Source organism: Rhizobacter sp. AJA081-3 (assembly GCF_017795745.1).
Classification (GTDB): domain Bacteria; phylum Pseudomonadota; class Gammaproteobacteria; order Burkholderiales; family Burkholderiaceae_C; genus Piscinibacter.
Genome location: NZ_CP059067.1, coordinates 2,922,762 through 2,941,548 on the forward strand (window position 1 = coordinate 2,922,762; position 18,787 = coordinate 2,941,548).

Genomic DNA, 18,787 nt, shown 5'->3' on the forward strand with positions numbered 1-18,787 from the left:
TGCCTGCAATCGGCCCTTTGCGGTCTTCGGGGGTCTGCTTTGCGTGCGACGGGCATGGTCGCAGGTCGACGGCGGTACCCGCGTTCTCCGGCCCACGCTCGCGGGCGGCCACTGCGAGCCGCCACCGTGTCCGCATCAACGCCGGGTGTGCCATGCCCTCGCCAGGGCGACCGCGAATGGGGCCTGCGCCCGCGGGCACCACCGCCGCCCTGCCGGCATCAGCGGTGGCCTGCCGTCATGAGGGCCTCAGTGCTTGTGGGGCAGGTGGTTCGGGTGTGCGATCGCAGGCCCCATTCGCGGTCGCCCTGGCGGGAGCAGGCCGAAGGCGGTGTTGATGAGGCAGCGCGCTGCGGACCTCGCTGGTTGCCCGCGAGCGTGGGCCGGAGAGCGCATACCCGGACCGCCTGCCCGCGCGCCCATCATTGCGGACCTTCGTGAATGTCTGCAACGGGCCGATAGCAGTCGCCCGGTCATCTGGCTTCAATGCTCGTCGAGCCGTCGCCTGCGCTCGCGCAATGCCAACTCAAGGGCCAACGCTGTGCAGTGGCACAGCCCCGTGTTGGCCACTCCGCGCATCAACGTGACCCTAGTTCGGCGACCCCAGGCCGCGCTGCAGTCGATCCAGCAGCGCGCGTGCCTGCGCAGCCCAGGTGGCATCGGTCAAGTTCGCGGCCTGCCGCGCGGCAGCCAGGGCCGCGTCGCGCTCGCCAAGTTCGGCGCGTGTACTGGCGAGATTCATCCAGGCCGGCGCGCTGTCGGGGTACCGTGCGGCGGCGGCCTCGAAGGCCTGCGCCGCGCCGGCCTTGTCGCCCGTTGCGTACAGCGCATTGCCCAGGCCCATCTGCAGGCTCAGGCTGCCGCCCCAGCGCTGCAGCGCGCTGCGGTAGGCGATCACCGCCTGCGCCGGCGGCGCGGCGCGCTCGAAGCCCACGGCCGCCTCCACCACCGCGGGCTCTTCGGCGGTGGCCGGCCAGCGGTCGGGCGGCAGCGCCACGAAGGCCCAGCTGCCGGCGCGAACCCAGGTGTGCTCGAAGGTGTTCATGGGCAGCACGGCACGCTCGGTGGTGCCCGAGCGCAGCAGCAGCTCGCCTTGCGGCACGTCGTAGCCGATCGCGACGGCGTAGTGCCACTGCGGGTACCAGCTCAGGCCCAGGTTGAGCAGCACCACCACCGGCTGGCCAGCGTGCAGCTCGCGCAGCACGGCCTCCAGCGTGCCGGGCAGGCGCGTGGCGACAGCGCCCTGCCTGCGCGCGCCGGCGATCATCTCGAGCTGCAGGGTGCCGGTGCGCGCCGGCAGGAAGATCTGCTCACCCAGCAGCGCCGGCGAGGTGGGCCTTCCAATGCCGGAAAGCACGGTGGCCAGCGCCGCGGGGCCGCAGTGGTAGTCGGTCTGCGCGAAGAACGGCGTGGCCGCAAGCTCGACGCGCGGCGCCAGTCCGGGCGGCAGCGTGCGGCGCAGCGCGTCGGTCTGCACCGCGCAGCCGCCCAGCAGCAGCGCGGCGCAGACGAGCAGTGCGCGCCGCAGCGCGGCGCGCAGCGTCATCGCCCGGATCAGCGGATCGAGCGGGTGAACGGGAAGATCTTCGTGAAGCCGAGGATGTCGGTGATCAGCAGCAGCAGGAAGATGAAGACGATGGTGCCGATGACGTCGCTGGCGCCGGCGGGAGCGGTGTCCAGCGTGTGTGCAACGTGGGCGACTTCGGCATCGGTCAGCGCAGCGACGCGGGCCTTGGCCTGCTCCATGTCGACGCCGCGCTCCTGCAGGGCGGCGGCCACATCGGCACGGGTCAGCATCTCGTACACATGGGCGCGCTGCTCGGCGGCGCCGGTGACGCCTTCGCTGGCCGCCACCTGTTCGGTGGTGACGAGCGTGGCTTGTGCGCTGTGCACGAAGCCGGCGAAGCTGAGGCACACGGCGATCAGGCGGGTCATCCAACGGGACGTTGTCTTCATGAGAGTTCCTTTGAAGCGGAGCTTGCTGGTTGTTGTGAGACGCATGGGCACGCTTCCCATGTCGCCGGATACATCGTAACAAGCACGCGCCCCGGCCGGTGACCGAATGCAACGCCGGCGGCAGGGTCGATCGGCGCCGCCTGTTAGGCTGCACGCATGGTTTCCCCCGTTCCCGCGCCCCACCGCATGAGCCCCGCGGTGGTGGTGCTGCTGCTCACGCTGCTGCTGGGCATCCAGCCGATCACCACCGACCTCTACCTGCCCGCGCTGCCGACGCTGCAGCGCGAGTTCTCGGCCAGCATGGCCGCCACGCAGCTGACGCTGTCGGCGCTGATCATCTGCTTCGGCCTGGCCCAGCTGGTGTGCGGGCCGCTGGCCGACCGTTTCGGCCGCCGGCCGGTGCTGCTGGTCGGTCTTTCCATCTACACGCTGGCCAGCGTGGGCGGCGCGCTGGCGCCCTCGATCGACTGGCTGATCGCCTGGCGGGCCCTGCAGGGCGCCGGCATGGCCGCCGCGGTGACCTGCGGCCGATCCATCGTGCGCGACCTCTATCCGCCGCACGATGGCGCCCGCGTCATGTCGCGCGCACTCAGCGGCCTGGGCGTGATCGCGATGGCCAGCCCGCTGGTGGGGGGCATGGTGGTGCAGTGGTTCAGCTGGCAGGCGGCGTTGATGGTGGTGGCGGTGTGCGGCGCCGCCATGCTCGGCATGGTGGCCTGGCGCTACGAGGAGACGGTGCCGGCGCGCAACCCGCGCGCCACGCAGATCGGCCCGCTGCTGCGCAACTGGGCGGTGGTGGCCGGCCACCCGACCTTCCGCGCCTGGACGCTGCTGTCGGGTTTTGCGTACGGAGGCTTGTTCTTCCTACTCGCCGGTTCGAGCTTCGTCTACATCGGCCTGCTGGGCACGAGCAAGGTGGCCTACGGGCTGATCATGCTGAGCCAGTCGTTCGCCTACATCGTCGGCACCTTCTGGTGCCGGCGGCTGCTCGCCCGCCACGGCCTGCGCGGCGCGGTGCGCCGCGGCGCGCGGTTCACCCTGGCCGGCTGCCTGGGCATGGCAGCGCTGGCGCTGGCCGGTGTGCACACGGTCTGGGCGGTGCTGCTGCCGTCGTGGCTGTACTGCGTGGGCCACGGCGTGCACCAGCCCTGCGGGCAGACCGGCGCCATCGGCCCCTTCCCCGACAAGGCCGGCACCGCCGCCTCGTTGTCGGGCTTCTGGATGATGCTGGTGGCCTTCGGCGTCGGCCTGTTCCTCGGTGCCACGGCCGGCGGCTCGGCGCTGCCGATGACGCTGGGCATGAGCGTGCTTGGCCTGCTGCTGTGCGCCACCGCCTGGACGCTGGTGCAGCGGCACGGCGACCCGTTCGGCGAGCCCTTGGCCGCACAGGCGAGCGCCGCATGAACGAAGCCTTGCGTTGCCTGTGCCTGGCCGGCCCCACCGCCGCCGGCAAGACCGCCGCCGCCCTGGCCATCGCGCAGGCGCTGCCGGTGGAGATCGTCAGCGTCGACTCGGCCCTGGTCTACCGCGGCATGGACATCGGCACCGCCAAGCCGAGCGCGGCCGAACGCGCCGCCGTGCCGCACCACCTGATCGACATCGTCGAGCCAACGCAGGCCTACTCGGCGGCGCGTTTCGTCGACGACGCGCGCTCGCTGATCGAGGCGATCCACGCGCGCGGCCGGCTGCCGCTGCTGGTGGGCGGCACGATGCTGTACTTCCGCGCGCTGTTCCAGGGCCTGCACGAGATGCCGCCGGCGGATGCCGCGCTGCGCGTGGCGCTCGAAGACGAAGCCTTCCGCCGCGGCCCGGCGGCCATGCACGCCGAGCTGGCGAAGGTGGACCCGGTCACCGCCGCGCGGCTGCCGCCCGGCGACTCGCAGCGCATCCAGCGTGCGCTGGAGGTCTTCCGCCTCAGCGGCCGGCCGATGTCGTCGTTCCACCGCGAGCCGCTGCCGGCCTCCGCGGCGCCGCCGCTGCTCTCGCTCGAACCGGCCAGCCGCGCCTGGCTGCACGAGCGCATCGCGCAGCGTTTCACGCAGATGCTCGCCGCCGGGCTGGCCGACGAAGTCCGCGCACTGCGCGCGCGCGGCGACCTGAACGCCGAGATGCCCTCGATGCGCTGCGTGGGCTACCGGCAGACCTGGGAAGCGCTGGACCTCGGCGAACTCGACGAACTGCCTGAGCGCGGCATCGCCGCCACGCGGCAGCTCGCCAAGCGCCAGCTCACCTGGCTGCGCGGCATGGAAGCCCGCGAGGTGCTGGCCTGCGACGAGCCTGGCGTGGTCGAGCGCGTTGTCGAGTCGGCCCGCCGCCATGCCGACCGCTTGATGGCGACCTGAGCGATGCTGCAATTGCAGGGCCTGGCCAAACGCTACGGCAGCACGCCGGTGTTCGCGGGCGTCGACCTCGATCTGGCGCAGGGCGAGTTCGTCGCCATCGTCGGCGAGTCGGGCGTGGGCAAGTCAACTTTGCTGAACTGCATCGCCGGCCTCGACTCGCTCGATGCGGGTCGGGTCGTACTCAATGGCGAAGAAGTGACGACGATGAGCGAGCCTGAGCAGGCCATGCTTCGGCGACGCGACCTCGGCTTCGTGTTCCAGGCCTTCCATGTACTGCCGCACCTGACGGTGGCGCAGAACGTCGCGTTGCCGCTGCTGCTGCTGCATCGCCACGACGACGACGCCGTCGCCCACGCGCTCGACGAGGTGGGCCTGACCGGCCTGGGCAAGCGGCTGCCGCAGACGCTGTCGGGTGGCCAATTGCAGCGCGTGGCCATCGCCCGCGCGCTGGTGCATGCGCCCAAGCTGATCCTCGCCGATGAGCCCACCGGCAATCTCGATGCCGGCAACGCGCTGCGGGTGATGGACGTGCTGGTGCAACAGTCGCGCGCACATCGCACAGCCTGCCTGCTCGTCACGCACTCTCATGCCGCTGCCCAGCGGGCCGATCGTGTGATGGAGTTGCGCCCCGACGGCCTGTTCGTCGCCTGAGACCCACAGGCTCTTGCGGCGCGTCAAGTTCTGCACGCGCAGGCCCCAACACACTTCGCCCCTTCCAAGACCCGCGGGGGCCGCCATGCCGATCGAGTTGTACAACCAGAAGGGCCACCTGTGCCTGATGTTCACCGACCTCTGCGAAGAGGGCGGCGAGGCGGTGCAGTCGAACCAGTTCCTCATCGTCGACGGCGACACCGGCGCGATCATCGACCCGGGCGGCAACCTCGCCTATGGCGAGCTGTACCTGGCGATGACGCGCTTCTTCTCGCCGCAGCAGCTCTCGGCCATCGTCGCCTCGCACGCCGACCCGGACATCATCGCCTCGCTCGACCGCTGGCTGACGACCACCAGCAGCGCCAAGGTCTACATCTCGCGCATCTGGGAGCGCTTCGTCCCGCATTTCTGCAAGGCGGGCAAGACGACCGGGCGCATCGTCGGCATCCCTGATGCCGGGGCACGCATCCCGATCGGCCGCAGCGAGCTGATCGCCCTGCCGGCGCACTTCCTGCACTCGGAAGGCAACTTCCAGTTCTACGACCCGGTCAGCAAGATCCTGTTCTCGGGTGACCTGGGTGCCTCGCTCATCGGTGGCGAGGCTGCCAAGAAGCCGGTCACATCGCTGGCCGGCCACGTGCCGCGCATGGAAGGTTTCCACCGCCGCTACATGGTGTCGAACAAGGTCTTGCGGTTGTGGGCGCAGATGGTCCGCAAGCTGCCGATCGACATGATCGTGCCGCAGCACGGCGCGCCGATGCAGGGCGCGGCCGTGCAGGAGTTCATCGCCTGGGCGGAGTCGCTGCCCTGCGGCGTGGACCTGATGAGCGAGCGCGACTACGCCGTGCCCGCCTAGGGCACGTTCAGGGCTGCTTGAAGCCCTGCACCGTCTCCCAGGCCGTGGACTGCAGGTGCGCGGCCACGTCGGCGGGCAGGCCGGCGGTGTAGCTGCTGCCCACCGGCGACAGGCCGTACACCGAGGCCATCACCGTGCAGGCCGCGAGGTAGGTGCCGGCCAGGCTCGGATGCCGCTTGTCGGCGACGTAGAGGTTCAGCTCCGGCCGCTTGGCGATCGACTTCGCGAAGGCCAGGCCCGCGGGCACGACCTTGGCGCGGTTGTCGGCGCCGGCCTTCACGTAGGCGGCGGCCAGCTGCTCGGTCATCTCCGGCTTGTCGGCATAGGCCCAGGACATGAAGAACACCGGCTCGGCGCCGTATTTGCGCACGATGGCGCTGTTCTTCGCGGTGTACTCAGTGAAGAACTTCGACAGCTGCGGATGGATGGGGCACTGGCTGCAGTCCATCATGATCGCCACGTCGAAGGGCTTGTCGAAGCTGTTGAAGACGACGTTGTTGCTGGCGTCGAACGAGTACGAGGCCACGCCGCCGGGCTTGAAGTGCGACTCCATGTCGTGCCAGTTGATGCCCGAGCCGCTGATCGTCACCGAGGTGGCGCGGTAGCCCTTGGCGCCCGGGCTGGCCGCGGCGATCAGCGCGCCCACGTGGCCGTGCATGCTGTTGTTGTAGTAGAAGAAACTGTTGCCCACCCACAGCGCCGTCTTCGGCGCCAACGTGGATGCAGCGGGGGCGGCGCTGGCGGCCTTCGGAGCCGGCGTCGTGGTGCAGGCGGCGAGCATCAGCGCGACGGCCAGAACGAAGGCCGAACGCAGCGTGGTTCCTTGCATGGGGGTCTCCAGGGGTTGGTTCGATGGCTGGGGCCGGTGGGCCCACCTCGGCATTCTTGCAGCAGCCGCCCTCAAGACGGCGCGCGGCGTGCCGATAGGGAACGAACAGCCCTCAGCCGCGACTGCCATGACCCACGCCCGTACCTTCGCCCTTTGCCTCGCCCGCCGACTCGCCGGCGCCCTCGCCTGCACCGCCGTGCTCGCCGCGCCTGCGCGCGCGCAGGAGGACACCACCTATCGCTTCTCACCGGTCAACCAGTACGGCATCAACCTCACGGCGGCCTACTGGAACCCGATCATCTCGTACGTTTCCGAGAAGAGCGGCGTGAAGCTGCAGCTCAAGATCGGCCGCACCTCGGCCGACACCACCGCCTTCGTGCTGGCCCAGGAGGTCGAGTTCATCTTCAGCAACCACCTGTTCAGCCCGGAGCGCGAACAGCTCGGCTGGAAGGTCTTCGGCCGGCGCATCACGCCGCCGGTGCACGGCCAGATCATCGTGCCCGAGGACTCGCCGGTGACCGACATCGCCCAGCTCGCCGGCAAGGAAGTCGCCTTCCCCGGCCCGGAAGCGCTGGTGGCGTACAAGTTCCCGGCCGCGCAGCTGATGGCGAAGAAGGTCGAGTTCAAGACCGTCTTCGGCGGCAACATGGACGGTGCGCTGGCGCAGCTGTTCGCCGGCAAGGTGGCCGCGGTGGGCGCGAACTCGCAGCTCGCCGAGGGCTACGCGCGGCGCGAGGGCAAGAAGTACCGCGTGCTGTGGTCGTCGGCGCCGCTGCACGACCTGGCGCTGATGTCTTCGGCCAAGGTGCCCGACAAGGTGCAGGCCGCCGTGGCCCGCGCCTTCGTCGGCATGGCGCAGGACCCGGCGGGCATGGCCATCCTCAAGCAGGCCTCCACGCAGGTGGGCCTCGGCGCCGAGGCGGTGTTCATCGCCTCCAACGGCGCGGAGTACGCCGGCTACCGCGACTTCTACCGCACGGCACCGCTCGCGCTGCGCTAGGCGCATGTCGTTTCGCCTGCTCCCGGGCTCGCTGGTCGGGCGCGTCTTCGCGCTCTACACCGTCGTGCTGGCCGGCTTCGTGCTGGCCGGGCTGGGGCTGTTCTACCGCTATCAGTTCACGGTCGAGCTCGAAGAGGCGCAGCTGCGCGCCGAGACGCTCAGCGCCGTGGTGCTGCCCACCATCGCCGACAGCGCGGTGATCGGCGACTACGACACCATCCGGCGCACGCTGGAGCGCGCCGTCTACCATTCGTCGTTCTCGTCGGCGAGCTTCATCGACCTGCGCGGCGGCCTGGTGCGCGCACCGCATGCCGATGCGCCGCCGGTGAACGCCCCCGACTGGCTGGTGCGCACGGTGGCCGAGCGCCTGTACGACACCAACCAGACCATCAGCGTGGGCGGCCGCGACTACGGCGTGCTGCGCCTGAGCTTCGCCCCCGAGCGCATCGCCGGCGCCTTGTGGGCGCAGACGCGCATCGCCATCGTGCTGGCCCTGGCCAGCCTGGCCGGCGGCCTGCTGCTGATCCGCTTCCCGCTGGTGCGCTGGCTGGGCAATCTCAGCCGCGTCGAACAGTTCGAGAAGGCGATGGACGAAGGCGAGGCCGTGCCCACGCTGCTCGCCGCCGACGAGGCGCCCACCGAATTCCGTGCCACCTTCGAGGTGCTCGGCCGCGCCGCCGCCAACCTGCGTTCGCAGCGCACGCAGGCGGCCGTGACGCTCGGCTCGATCGCCGACGGCGTGTTCACGCTCGACCAGTCCGGCAGCATCGCGCTGGCCAACGTGGCCGCCTCCGCGATGCTCGGCCGGCGCGCCGAGGACATGCTCGGCCACCCCGTCGCCGAGGTGCTGCCGCAGCTGTTCGAGGCCGGCGGCGAACTCGTGCCCTGGCGCAACCGGCGCACGACGCTGATCGCCGACGCGCGCGAGGTGGTGGTCGAGACGACGCTGTCGCCCATCCTCGCGCCCGACGGTGCCACCGTGGGCCACGTGCTCGCCTGCCGCGACGTCAGCGAGCAGCACCAGCTCGACCAGCGCCTGCGCACCGAGCTGCGCTCGCGCGAGGCGGCCCTGGTGGAGCTGCGCAAGGTCCTCGAGGGCCTGACGCGCGACCTGCCGCTGTGCCCCACGGGGCCGGACGACCTGGCCGCAATCTCGGCCATGATCTCCGAGCTCGTCAGCCGCCTGCAGGTGCGCGGCGAGCAGCTCGACGCGATCTTCGCGCTCAGCCCCGACGGCTTCGTCTCCTTCGACGCCGGGCGGCGTGCCAACTACGTGAGCCCGTCCTTTTCGCGCCTGACCGGCATCGCCGCGCAGGCCGTGCTCGAGCGCAGCGAGACGGAGGTCGAATCGCTGCTGCGCGCGCAGAGCTCCGACACCGCCGCGTGGCGCGGCTTCGCGGCGATCCGCGCCGACGCGCGGCTGCCGATGGACGGCGCCGCGCCCAAGCGCGCCTTGATCGAGCTCGAACGCCCGACGAAGCGCGTGCTCGAGGTGGGCCTGCGCGAGGGCACCACGCCGGTCATCTCGCAGGTGCTGTCGCTGCGCGACGTGACGCACGAGACGCTGGTCGACCAGATGAAGAGCGAGTTCCTCTCCATGGCCGCGCACGAGCTGCGCACGCCGATGGCCAGCATCTACGGATTCGCCGAGCTGCTGATGCGCCGCAAGCTCTCGCCCGACAAGCAGCAGGAGGTGCTGCAGACCATCCACCGGCAGAGCGAGCTGATGGTCTCCATCGTCAACGAATTGCTCGACCTCGCGCGCATCGAGGCGCGCCGCGGCCTCGATCTGGAGCTGCAGACGCTGGACCTGGGCGCCCTGGTGCGCGACGTCATCGGCGACTTCAAGACGCCGGAAGGACGATCGCGGCCCGAGTTCACCGACGCTGACGCACCCGCCGCCGCGCAAGTGGACCGCAACAAGATGCGCCAGGCGATCGGCAACGTGATCTCGAACGCCTACAAGTACTCGTCGCCCGGCAGCCCGGTGCGGGTTCGGACCGTGACCGAGACAGGCGCGGTGCCGCGCGTGGGCATCGAGATCAGCGACCGCGGCATCGGCATGACGGCGGCGCAGCTGACCCGCGTCAGCGAGCGCTTCTACCGCGCCGACGCTTCGGGCAACGTGCCGGGCACGGGCCTGGGCATGAGCATCGTGAAGGAGATCATCGAGCTGCTCGGCGGCCGGCTCGAGATGAGCAGCGAGCCGGGCCAGGGCACCGTGGTGACCCTGTGGCTGCCGCTGGCGGCCGCCGTCACACCACCCGAGGAGGTCTTGACGGCATGACGCGCATTCTCGTCGTCGAGGACCAGGCGGACATCCGCCGGCTGATCCGCTGGTCTCTCGAAGAAGGCGACTACGAGATCTTCGAGGCCACCAATGGCCGGCAGGGCCTGGATGCGGTGCGCGCCCTGCGGCCCGACCTGGTGCTGCTGGACGTGATGATGCCCGGCGAGCTCGACGGCTTCCAGGTCTGCACGCAGCTGCGCGCCGACCCGGCCCACGCCACGCTGCCCATCGTGATGCTGACGGCGCGCGCGCAGGAGAGCGACCACCGCGCCGGCGAGCGCGCCGGCGCCAGCGAGTACCTGTCCAAGCCCTTCAGCCCGATGGTGCTGGCCGACACGGTGACCCGGCTTCTGCAGGCCCGCCAGCGCGCACCCGCACAATCGGCCGGGTGAACCCCGGCGCCGCGCTCCCCGCTTCTCCCTCCCCCTTGCCCGCCCTGCTTCGCCAGGTGTCGTGGGGCCACATGCGGCACCAGCCGCTGCGCCACGCCGTGGCGGTGATGGCGGTGGCGCTCGGCGTGGCGCTGGCCTTCTCGGTGCACCTGATCAACGAATCGGCGCTGGGCGAATTCAGCGCCGCGGTGCGGCAGGTCAACGGCCAGCCGGACTTCGAGCTGCGCGCGCAGCGCGACGGCTTCGACGAAGCCGTGCTCGCGCGCGTCGCGTTGCACCCGCGGGTGGCGCTGGCCAGCGCGGCGATCGAGATCGACACACAGGCGTTCGCGGCCGACGGCAGCGCCGTGCCGTTGCGCGTGCTCGGCCTGGACGCACTGGTGGCCGCGCCGCTCACGCCCGCGCTGATGCCACGGCCCGCCGACGACGCCGACCGGCTGGCCATCATCGACCCCGCCGCGGTGTTCCTCAACGCGGCAGCGAGCCGGCGGCTCGGTGACCCGGCCACGCTGCGCGTGCGCAGCGGCAGCGGCGTGGCGAGCTTCGTGGTTCGCGGCAGCGTGCTCTCCGACGGCCCACCGCTGGCAGTGCTCGACATCGCCGGCGCGCAGTCGGCGTTCGGCTGGCTCGGCCGCGTCAGCCGCATCGACGTGCGCCTGGTGCCCGGCGCGCAGCGCGAGGCCGTGCTGCGCGAGCTGCAGTTGCCTGCGGGAGTGCGCGCTGCCGCGCCGGACGAGTCGGTGCAGCGCATCTCCAACCTGTCGCGCGCCTACCGCGTCAACCTGACCGTGCTGGCGCTGGTGGCGCTGTTCACCGGCGCCTTCCTGGTGTTCTCGATCCTGTCGCTGTCGGTGTCGCGCCGGCTGCCGCAACTCGCGCTGCTCGGCGTGCTGGGACTGTCGGCGCGCGAGCGCTTGGCGCTGGTGCTGGCCGAGTCGGCGTTCATCGGGCTGGTGGGCAGCGTGATCGGCCTGGCGCTGGGCACGGCCCTCGCCGCGCTGGCCTTGCGACTGCTCGCCGGCGACCTGGGCGGCACCTACTTCCCCGGCATCACGCCGAGCCTGCAGTTCAGCGCGCCGGCCGCCCTGGTGTACGGCGCGCTGGGCGTGATCGTCGCGGTGGCCGGCGGCTGGCTGCCCGCCCGCATCGCGCAGCACATCGCGCCGGCGCAGGCCTTGAAGGGCCTGGGCGGTGCGCCGGTCTCGCACCGCGGGGCGGCCTGGCCGGGGCCGCTGCTGCTGCTCGCGGGCGTGGTGCTGACGTTCGCCCCGCCGATCGGTGGCATCCCGCTGGCGGCCTATGTGGCCGTGGCCTTGCTGCTGCTCGGCGGCATCGCCTGCGTGCCGGCGCTGCTGGGCCTGCTGCTGCGCTGGACGAAACCGCCTCGCAATGCGCTGCTGCTGCTGGCGGTGCAGCGCGCGCGCCACGAGCGCAGCAGCGCCACCATCGCGGTGGCCGGCGTGGTGGCGAGCCTGGCCCTGGCGGTGGCGCTGACGGTGATGGTGACGAGCTTCCGCGAGGCCGTCACGCAGTGGCTCGACACCGTGCTGCCCGCCGACCTCTACGCCCGCGCGTCCGGCAGCGGCGGCGGCGACGCCGTGTTCGTGACGGCGGCGCTGATCGACGGCGCGCGCGCGCTGCCCGGCGTGGCGCGTGTCGAGGGCCAGCGTGTGGCCTCCATCCAGCTCGACGCGCAGCGCCCGGCGGTGGCGCTGATCGCGCGTCCGCTGGACGACGCCGCGAAGCGCCTGCCGCTGCTGGGCGAACTGCTCGACGCGCCGGCCGGCCTCATCGCCGTGTACGCGAGCGAACCGCTGGCCAACGTCTACGGCCTGCGCGCCGGCCAGCGTTTCGAGCTGCCGCTGCCCGACGGCCGGCGCGAGCCGGTGTTCGTGCGCGGCGTGTGGCGCGACTACGCGCGCCAGCACGGCGCCGTGGCGATCGACGCGGCCGACTACCAGCGCCTCACCGGCGACCGGCGCATCAACGACATGGCGCTGTGGCTCGCGCCCGGTGCCGACACGGCCACGGTGCAGGCGGGCATCCGCCACCTCGCCGGGCCCGATGCCGCGCTCGAGTTCGCCTCGGCCGGCGAGATCCGCGCACTGTCGCTGCGCATCTTCGACCGCAGCTTCGCCGTCACCTACTGGCTGCAGGCGGTGGCCATCGCGATCGGGCTGGTCGGCATCGCGGCGAGCTTCTCGGCGCAGGTGCTGGCGCGGCAGCGCGAGTTCGGCCTGCTCGCCCACCTGGGGCTGACGCGCGCGCAGGTGCTCGCCGTGGTCGCCGGCGAAGGCGCGGTGTGGAGCCTGGCCGGCGTGCTGCTCGGCCTGCTGCTGGGCATCGCCGTCAGTGCCGTGCTCGTGCACGTGGTCAACCCGCAGAGCTTCCACTGGACCATGGAGCTGCGCCTGCCCTGGGTCCGCCTGGCGCTGCTGTGCGCGGCGATGGCGGCGGCCGGCAGCGTGACGGCCTGGTGGTCGGGCCGCGCCGCCGGCTCGAAGCAGGCCGCGCTGGCGGTGAAGGAAGACTGGTGATACGCCGCCGCGCGCTGATGCTGGCGCTGGCCGCATCGCCCTGGGCGGCGCTCGCGTCGGCCGCGCCCGGCGTGCAGCGCGGCCGCGTGCTGGCTTTCCCGCGCGACCACGGCGCCCACCCCGACACGCGCACCGAGTGGTGGTACGCCACCGGCTGGCTGGCCGCGCCCGGCGAAGCCGAGCCGCGCTTCGGTTTCCAGGTCACCTTCTTTCGCTCGCGCACCGACGTGGCGGTCGGCCACCCGAGCCGCTTCGCCGCGAGCCAGCTCATCTTCGCCCACGCGGCGCTGACCGACCTCGGTGAGCGCCGGCTGCGCCACGACCAGCGCATCGCGCGCGCCGGCTTCGAGATCGCCGGCGCCGCAGAGGACGACACGCGCGTTGTGCTGCGCGGCTGGCGCTTCGAGCGCCTCGGCGCGGCCGGGGCCAGCGTCTACCGAGCCCGCCTGGCCAGCGACAGCGCCGGCTACGCCATCGATCTGGAGCTCGCCGCCACGCAGCCGCTGCTGCTGCAGGGCGATGCCGGCTTCTCGCGCAAGGGCCCGCGGCCGGAGCAGGCGAGCCACTACTACAGCCAGCCGCAGCTGGCCGTCACCGGCACGCTGACGCGCGACGGCCGCGCCCAGCCCGTGCAGGGCCGCGCCTGGCTCGACCACGAGTGGAGCGAGTCGCTGCTCGATGCCGACGCCGTCGGCTGGGACTGGATCGGCATGAACCTGCTGGACGGCAGCGCGCTCACCGCCTTCCGGCTGCGCCGTGCCGACGGCGGCGTGCTGTGGGCCGGCGGCAGCCTGCGCCGCCCCGGCAGCGCGGTGCGCGCCTTCGCCAACGACGAGGTGCGCTTCAGCGCGGGCGAGCGCTGGACGAGCGCCGCCTCTCGCGCCAGCTACCCGGTGGACTGGCGCATCGAGACGCCCGCGGGCACGCACCGCGTGCGCGCCCTGCTCGCCGACCAGGAGCTCGACAGCCGCGGCAGCACCGGCGCGATCTACTGGGAGGGGCTGTCGGAAATGCTCGACGAGAGCGGTCGGCGCGTCGGCCTGGGCTACCTGGAGATGACGGGCTACGCGGCGCGCCTGCGCCTTTGACCGCGGCGGTTGCAGTTCGTCAAGTCATGTCCCCGAACTCGAGCCCACACTGACGGGAAATCAATGCAGGAGACAGACATGGCGCAAGCCCTGTTCATCGATTCCATCGAAGCCGCCGTCGACCACGTGCTCGACACCGTGCAGGGCGACATCGTGCTGGGCATCCCGCTGGCCGTCGGCAAGCCCAACCCCTTCGTCAACGTGCTGTACCGCCGCATCAAGGCCAATCCGGCGCGCAAGCTGCGCATCGTCACCGCGCTGTCGCTCGAGAAGCCGGTGGGCAAGAGCGAGCTGGAACAGCACTTCCTCGGCCCGCTGGTCGAGCGCGTGTTCGAGGACTACCCCGACCTCGCCTACGTGAAGGATCTGCGCGCAGGCACGCTGCCGCCGAACATCGAGGTGCGCGAGTTCTTCATGAAGACCGGCGACTACCTCGGCAACCCGTCGGCGCAGCAGAACTACATCTCGACCAACTACACCTTCGTGGCGCGAGACATGGCCGTGCAGGGCATGAACGTCATCGCGCAGGCCGTGGCCTCGCGCGGCGAGGGTGCATCGCTGCGCCTGTCGCTGTCGAGCAACCCGGATGTTGTGCTGGAAGTGGTCGAGAAGCTGCGCGCCGCCGGCCAGCCGCTGCTGACGGTGGGCGTGATCAACCACAAGATGCCCTTCATGCCCAACGGCGCCGAGGTGGCGCCCTCGTTCTTCGACATTGTCGTCACCGACCCGGCCGGCACGCACGCGGTGTTCGCGCCGCCCAACAACAAGGTCAGCGCGGCCGACTACGCGATCGGCCTGCATGCGTCGAGCCTGGTCACCGACGGCGGCACGCTGCAGATCGGCATCGGCTCGCTGGGTGACGCGATCGCGCAGGCGTTGATCGTCCGCGACCGCCATGGCGACGAATACCGGCGCATCCTCGAATCGATCTGCCCCGACGGCCTGGGGGGCCGCGACCTGGGCCGATTCGACCAGGGGCTGTACGGCTGCTCGGAGATGTTCGTCAACGGATTCCTCAAGCTCATCGAGGCGGGGATCATCCGCCGCGAGGTGTTCGGCGACGCCGTGCTGCAGCAGTTGCTCAACGACGGCGAGATCGACGAGGTGGTGACCCCCGGCACGCTGCGCGCGTTGCTGCGCCATGCGCGCATCCGCTCGCCGCTGGACGCGAAGGACCTCGCCTTCCTGACGCACTGGGGCATCCTGCGCGAAGGCGTGGCGATCGACGGCGACTCGCTGGTGCTCGACGGCACGCGCGTGCGCAACGACCTGATCGCCGACGACAACCTGGAGCGCATCGGCACCACGCTGCTGGGCAGCCGGCTCAAGCACGGCATCTTCATGACCGGCGGCTTCTTCCTGGGGCCGCGCGACTTCTATCAGCGGCTGCGCACCATGCCGCCGCAGGAGCTGGCGAAGATCGACATGACGCGCATCGACTTCATCAACCAGCTGTACTCGGAGAACGGCGGCCAGGGCGACCTCAAGCGCGCACAGCGGCGCAAGGCGCGCTTCATGAACACCACGATGATCGTCACGCTGCTCGGCGCCGCGGCCAGCGATGCGCTCGAGTCCGGCCAGGTGGTCAGCGGTGTGGGCGGGCAGTACAACTTCGTCGCCATGTCGCACGCGCTGCCCGACGCGCGGCTGCTGATGATGCTGCGCGCCACGCACGACAACAAGGACGGGCTGCGCAGCAGCATCGTCTGGAACTACGGCCACGTGACCATCCCGCGCCACCTGCGCGACATCGTCATCACCGAGTACGGCGTGGCCGACCTGCGCGGCCAGTCCGACAGCGAGGTGGTCAAGCGCCTCATCGCCGTGGCCGACTCGCGTTTCCAGGACGAACTGGTCAAGCAGGCCAAGGAGCACGGCAAGCTGGAGGCCGGCTACGAGCTGCCCGAGCGCTACCGCCAGAACCTGCCGCAGGTGCTGGAGGACAGGCTGCACCCCTGGACTCAGGCCGGGCTGCTGCCGGACTTCCCGTTCGGCACCGACCTGACCGACGACGAGTTGCACATCGTGCGGGCGCTGAAGAAGCTCAAGCACGCCACGCAGCACCCGGGCGAGTTGCTCACCATGGCGATCAAGAGCCTGTGGGAAGGCCGGGAAGCGCCCCTGCCCTACCTCGAGCGACTCGGCCTGGCCGAGACGCACAGCTTCAAGGACGCCTTCGTGAAGCGCCTGTTCGCCGGCAATCTGTGAGCGAACGGCGGGTCGCCTAGACTCGCCGCATGCCCGATTCCCAGACCGTCCGAGTGCCCGCACCCACCCTGGCGGCGCCCGCAGCGCAGCCGTCCCGCCCGGTGCGCTCGCTGTCGGGCCTGCTGCCTTTCCTGCGGCCCTACCGGGGCCGCATCGCGCTGGCGGTGCTGTTCCTGATCCTCGCCGCGCTGAGCACGCTGGCCTTTCCGCTGGCGCTGAAGTCGCTGATCGACCAGGGCCTGGTCGCCACCGACCCCGGCGAGCGGGTGATGGCACTCCGCGGTCACTTCTTCGCGCTGTTCGGCGTGGGCGCGGCGCTGGGCGTGTTCTCGGCGGCGCGCTTCTACATGGTGACCTGGCTGGGTGAGCGCGTCACCGCCGACCTGCGCAACGCCGTCTATGCGCATGTGCTGAAGCAGAGCCCGGAGTTCTTCGAGACCACGCAGACCGGCGAGGTGCTGTCGCGCCTGACCACCGACACGACGCTGGTGCAGACGGTGGTGGGCTCCAGCCTGAGCATGGGCCTGCGCAACACGGTGATGGGCATCGGCGCGATGGCCATGCTGATCGTCACCAACCCCTACGTGATGTCGCAGGTGCTGGGCACGCTGGTGCTGGTGGTGCTGCCCAGCCTGTACCTGGGCCGCCGCGTGCGCAAGCTCAGCCGCGCCAGCCAGGACCGCGTGGCCGACTCGAGCGCCATCGCCGCCGAGGTGCTCAACGCGATTCCCGTGGTGCAGAGCTATGTGCAGGAGGCGCGCGAGGCGCAGCGCTTCGACGCCGCCACCGAGAGCGCCTTCGAGACCGCGCGCAAGCGCACCCGGGTTCGCTCCTTCCTCGTCGCCTTCATCATCACCGCCACCTTCGGCGCGCTGCTGTGGGGCCTGTACCAGGGCACGCAGGCGGTGATCGCCGGGCAAATGAGCGCCGGCCACCTGGCACAGACGGTGGTGTTCGTGACCATCCTGGTCGGCTCGGTGGCGGTGCTGTCCGAGGTCTATGGCGACCTGCTGCGCGCTGCCGGCGCCACCGAGCGCTTGATGGAGCTGCTGGCCACGAGCTCGTCGATCGCCTCGCCGGCCCAGCCCCGCGCCCTGCCCGCCACGCAAGGCGGCTCGGCGGTGGCGCTGCGCGACGTGACCTTCCACTACCCGTCACGGCCGAAGCATGCGGCACTCGCCCAGTTCGCGCTCGACGTGCGCCCCGGCGAGACGGTCGCGCTGGTCGGCCCCAGCGGCGCGGGCAAGAGCACGGTGTTCCAGCTGCTGCTGCGCTTCTACGACGCCGGCGAAGGACGCATCGAGATCGATGGCGTGCCGGTGCGCGAAACTTCGCTCGAGGCGCTGCGCCAGCGCATCGGCATCGTGCCGCAGGACAGCGTGATCTTCTCGGCCAACGCGCTGGAGAACATCCGCTACGGCCGGCCCGGCGCCAGCGATGCCGAGGTGATCGCCGCGGCGAAGTCGGCCTTCGCGCACGACTTCATCAGCGCACTGCCCGAGGCCTACCAGACCTTTCTCGGCGAGCGCGGCGTGCGCCTGTCGGGCGGGCAGAAGCAGCGCATCAGCATCGCCCGCGCCATCCTGAAGAACCCGCCGCTGCTGCTGCTCGACGAAGCGACCAGCGCACTCGACGCCGAGAGCGAGCGCATGGTGCAGGCCGCGCTGGAATCCGCGATGAAGGACCGCACCACGCTGGTCATCGCCCACCGCCTGGCCACGGTGCAGCGAGCCGACCGCATCATCGTGATGGAGGCCGGGCGCATCGTCGAGAGCGGCACGCATGCGCAGCTCTCGGAAGCCGGTGGCCTCTACGCGCGGCTGGCCGCGCTGCAATTCGATCAGACGCCGGCCGACTGAAGCCTGAAACGGGCAGATACCGACAGTTCCCGCCGCTGGCGAACTTCTCGCCGGGGCCGGGGTCCAACGCTCCTGTGTGCGCGCTGGGCGCCATCGAGGAGAAAAACATGAACCGTTCCAACATCAAGACCACCACCCTTTGCACCCTGGCTGCAGCCGCCTTCCTGGCGGGTTGTGCCGACATGAGCGAACGACAGAAAGGCACGGCCACCGGCGCGGCCATCGGCGCCGTGGCCGGTGCGGTGCTGAGCTCGGCCACTGGCGGCAAGGCCGGCACCGGCGCCGTGGTCGGCGGCGCGCTCGGCGCCGTGGGCGGCAACCTGTGGTCCAAGCGCATGGAGGAAAAGCGTGCGGCCATGGAGCAGGCGACCCAAGGCACCGGCATCGACGTGGCGCGCACGCCCGACAACCAGCTGAAGGTGAACGTGCCGAGCGACTTCTCGTTCGACATCGGCCGCTCTGCCATCAAGCCGCAGATGCGCCCGGTGCTCGACCAGTTCGCGCAGGGCCTGGACCCGAACATGCGCGTGCGCATCGTCGGCCACACCGACAGCACCGGCAGCGACGCGATCAACAACCCGCTGTCGGTCGACCGCGCGCAGAGCGTGCGCGACTACCTGGCCGGCCGCGGCGTGGCCCCCAGCCGTGTCGAGACGCAAGGCCATGGCTCGCGCGAGCCGGTGGCCGACAACGGCAGCGATGCCGGCCGGGCGCAGAACCGCCGCGTGGAGATCTTCCTGCGCGAGCCGGCGCCGCAAGGCTGAGTTCGGGCCGGCATCCTA

The 18,787-nt window shown here is 71.2% G+C and carries 15 protein-coding genes; 12 read left to right on the forward strand and 3 right to left on the reverse strand.

Features of this window, described 5'->3' with window-relative positions:
- Positions 1-586: 586 nt before the first annotated feature.
- Positions 587-1,543, reverse strand: coding sequence for a PA2778 family cysteine peptidase (locus HZ992_RS13925; protein ID WP_209382443.1), 957 nt, complete (start codon positions 1,541-1,543; stop codon positions 587-589).
- Between the two features lie 8 nt (positions 1,544-1,551).
- Positions 1,552-1,953 carry a PA2779 family protein gene (locus HZ992_RS13930; RefSeq protein ID WP_209382444.1) on the reverse strand — a complete coding sequence of 134 codons (402 nt, stop codon included), beginning with the start codon at positions 1,951-1,953 and terminating at the stop codon, positions 1,552-1,554.
- A 156-nt stretch (positions 1,954-2,109) separates the two neighbouring features.
- Here HZ992_RS13930 and HZ992_RS13935 point away from each other — a divergent pair, with 156 nt between their 5' ends.
- The 4 genes from HZ992_RS13935 (at position 2,110) to HZ992_RS13950 (ending at position 5,802) form a co-directional block, all read left to right on the forward strand.
- A complete protein-coding gene (locus HZ992_RS13935; RefSeq protein WP_209382445.1) occupies positions 2,110-3,357 on the forward strand; it encodes a multidrug effflux MFS transporter in 1,248 nt (415 codons plus the stop codon).
- Positions 3,354-4,295, forward strand: a complete 942-nt coding sequence (miaA, locus tag HZ992_RS13940; RefSeq protein WP_209382446.1) for a tRNA (adenosine(37)-N6)-dimethylallyltransferase MiaA — start codon at positions 3,354-3,356, stop codon at positions 4,293-4,295. Before HZ992_RS13935 ends, miaA begins: the two co-directional genes overlap by 4 nt.
- A gap of 3 nt (positions 4,296-4,298) precedes the next feature.
- Entirely contained in the window at positions 4,299-4,946 is a 648-nt protein-coding gene (locus HZ992_RS13945) for an ABC transporter ATP-binding protein (protein WP_209382447.1), read from the forward strand.
- A gap of 85 nt (positions 4,947-5,031) precedes the next feature.
- Complete coding sequence (locus tag HZ992_RS13950; RefSeq protein ID WP_209382448.1) at positions 5,032-5,802, forward strand: oxygen-binding di-iron domain-containing protein; 771 nt, start codon at positions 5,032-5,034, stop codon at positions 5,800-5,802.
- Between the two features lie 7 nt (positions 5,803-5,809).
- Here HZ992_RS13950 and HZ992_RS13955 read toward each other — a convergent pair whose 3' ends face one another.
- Positions 5,810-6,631: an SGNH/GDSL hydrolase family protein gene (locus tag HZ992_RS13955; RefSeq protein ID WP_209382449.1), complete on the reverse strand. Its 822-nt coding sequence runs from the start codon at positions 6,629-6,631 to the stop codon at positions 5,810-5,812.
- A gap of 127 nt (positions 6,632-6,758) precedes the next feature.
- Between HZ992_RS13955 and HZ992_RS13960 the strand changes: the two genes are divergently transcribed.
- The 8 genes from HZ992_RS13960 to HZ992_RS13995 all read left to right on the forward strand — a co-directional run bounded on the left by HZ992_RS13960 (position 6,759) and on the right by HZ992_RS13995 (position 18,769).
- Positions 6,759-7,631 (forward strand): phosphate/phosphite/phosphonate ABC transporter substrate-binding protein, encoded by an 873-nt coding sequence (locus HZ992_RS13960; protein ID WP_209382450.1) that lies wholly within the window; start codon positions 6,759-6,761, stop codon positions 7,629-7,631.
- A 4-nt stretch (positions 7,632-7,635) separates the two neighbouring features.
- The gene (locus tag HZ992_RS13965; RefSeq protein ID WP_209382451.1) at positions 7,636-9,918 is read left to right on the forward strand and encodes a sensor histidine kinase; all 2,283 of its coding nucleotides are present in this window, start codon (positions 7,636-7,638) and stop codon (positions 9,916-9,918) included.
- Positions 9,915-10,313 (forward strand): response regulator transcription factor, encoded by a 399-nt coding sequence (locus HZ992_RS13970; protein WP_209382452.1) that lies wholly within the window; start codon positions 9,915-9,917, stop codon positions 10,311-10,313. Before HZ992_RS13965 ends, HZ992_RS13970 begins: the two co-directional genes overlap by 4 nt.
- A 35-nt stretch (positions 10,314-10,348) precedes the next feature.
- Positions 10,349-12,850 carry an FtsX-like permease family protein gene (locus HZ992_RS13975; RefSeq protein WP_245213025.1) on the forward strand — a complete coding sequence of 834 codons (2,502 nt, stop codon included), beginning with the start codon at positions 10,349-10,351 and terminating at the stop codon, positions 12,848-12,850.
- On the forward strand, positions 12,850-13,938 hold the full coding sequence (locus tag HZ992_RS13980; protein ID WP_245213498.1) for a lipocalin-like domain-containing protein: 1,089 nt from the start codon (positions 12,850-12,852) through the stop codon (positions 13,936-13,938). The genes HZ992_RS13975 and HZ992_RS13980 overlap by 1 nt, the downstream gene beginning before the upstream one ends.
- Before the next feature lie 78 nt (positions 13,939-14,016).
- The gene (locus HZ992_RS13985; RefSeq protein ID WP_209382453.1) at positions 14,017-16,146 is read left to right on the forward strand and encodes an acetyl-CoA hydrolase/transferase C-terminal domain-containing protein; all 2,130 of its coding nucleotides are present in this window, start codon (positions 14,017-14,019) and stop codon (positions 16,144-16,146) included.
- Positions 16,147-16,175: 29 nt separating this feature from the next.
- Positions 16,176-18,005 carry an ABC transporter transmembrane domain-containing protein gene (locus tag HZ992_RS13990; protein WP_209382454.1) on the forward strand — a complete coding sequence of 610 codons (1,830 nt, stop codon included), beginning with the start codon at positions 16,176-16,178 and terminating at the stop codon, positions 18,003-18,005.
- 107 nt (positions 18,006-18,112) lie between these two features.
- Entirely contained in the window at positions 18,113-18,769 is a 657-nt protein-coding gene (locus HZ992_RS13995) for a YiaD family glycine zipper/OmpA-like lipoprotein (protein ID WP_209382455.1), read from the forward strand.
- The last annotated feature ends 18 nt before the right edge of the window (positions 18,770-18,787 follow it).

Bases quoted from the DNA above. Each gene is read 5' to 3' on its own strand.
- HZ992_RS13925 (WP_209382443.1), bottom strand. From the start codon at position 1,543: ATGACGCTGCGCGCCGCGCTGCGGCGCGCACTGCTCGTCTGCGCCGCG.
- HZ992_RS13930 (WP_209382444.1), bottom strand. From the start codon at position 1,953: ATGAAGACAACGTCCCGTTGGATGACCCGCCTGATCGCCGTGTGCCTC.
- HZ992_RS13935 (WP_209382445.1), top strand. From the start codon at position 2,110: ATGGTTTCCCCCGTTCCCGCGCCCCACCGCATGAGCCCCGCGGTGGTG.
- miaA (WP_209382446.1), top strand. From the start codon at position 3,354: ATGAACGAAGCCTTGCGTTGCCTGTGCCTGGCCGGCCCCACCGCCGCC.
- HZ992_RS13945 (WP_209382447.1), top strand. From the start codon at position 4,299: ATGCTGCAATTGCAGGGCCTGGCCAAACGCTACGGCAGCACGCCGGTG.
- HZ992_RS13950 (WP_209382448.1), top strand. From the start codon at position 5,032: ATGCCGATCGAGTTGTACAACCAGAAGGGCCACCTGTGCCTGATGTTC.
- HZ992_RS13955 (WP_209382449.1), bottom strand. From the start codon at position 6,631: ATGCAAGGAACCACGCTGCGTTCGGCCTTCGTTCTGGCCGTCGCGCTG.
- HZ992_RS13960 (WP_209382450.1), top strand. From the start codon at position 6,759: ATGACCCACGCCCGTACCTTCGCCCTTTGCCTCGCCCGCCGACTCGCC.
- HZ992_RS13965 (WP_209382451.1), top strand. From the start codon at position 7,636: ATGTCGTTTCGCCTGCTCCCGGGCTCGCTGGTCGGGCGCGTCTTCGCG.
- HZ992_RS13970 (WP_209382452.1), top strand. From the start codon at position 9,915: ATGACGCGCATTCTCGTCGTCGAGGACCAGGCGGACATCCGCCGGCTG.
- HZ992_RS13985 (WP_209382453.1), top strand. From the start codon at position 14,017: ATGGCGCAAGCCCTGTTCATCGATTCCATCGAAGCCGCCGTCGACCAC.
- HZ992_RS13990 (WP_209382454.1), top strand. From the start codon at position 16,176: ATGCCCGATTCCCAGACCGTCCGAGTGCCCGCACCCACCCTGGCGGCG.
- HZ992_RS13995 (WP_209382455.1), top strand. From the start codon at position 18,113: ATGAACCGTTCCAACATCAAGACCACCACCCTTTGCACCCTGGCTGCA.